Origin of the sequence: Anaerotignum faecicola (assembly GCA_024460105.1) — a bacterium.
Classification (GTDB): domain Bacteria; phylum Bacillota; class Clostridia; order Lachnospirales; family Anaerotignaceae; genus JANFXS01.
The window spans coordinates 1-406 of record JANFXS010000469.1 but is presented as its reverse complement, the minus strand read 5'-3'; the positions used below and the strand labels follow the sequence as shown (position 1 = coordinate 406).

The window sequence follows — 406 nt, the reverse complement described above, 5'->3', positions numbered from 1 at the left end:
CCATGGCGGTGGCGGCCAGCATGGAGGCAGCCTCCTCATAATCCTCCGCCGGATAGAAGCTGACGCGGCGTGAAACCTCTGTCAGCAGTTCCAGTTTCGCATTGATCTCTTTTTCCAGAATATTCTCTCCCTGAGTGGATACCTCCTCCAGAGATGAGATGATCTCATTCTGAAAATCGTTTTTCAGAGTTCTCGCATATAACAGCCACGACACAGCCAATAATATCAAAATCAGCAGACCGAGGATAATCTCCCGGTATTTCGCGAAAATATTTCTCATACCCCTTCCTTTCCCGCCTGTGACGCTGTACTCGATAACAGGCGGCATCTCATTTTATTGTACATGAAAGAAAAAGGGTACGTCAACTGTCACTTGCTTTTTAGCGCCGAAAAACCGTTCTTTGCC

The 406-nt window shown here is 47.5% G+C and carries 1 protein-coding gene; it reads right to left on the bottom strand.

Annotation, left to right across the window (positions count from 1 at the left end; genetic code table 11):
- A partial coding sequence (locus NE664_14920) for a hypothetical protein (protein MCQ4727928.1) occupies positions 1-280 on the bottom strand: 280 nt, incomplete at its 3' end.
- Between the last annotated feature and the right edge of the window lie 126 nt (positions 281-406).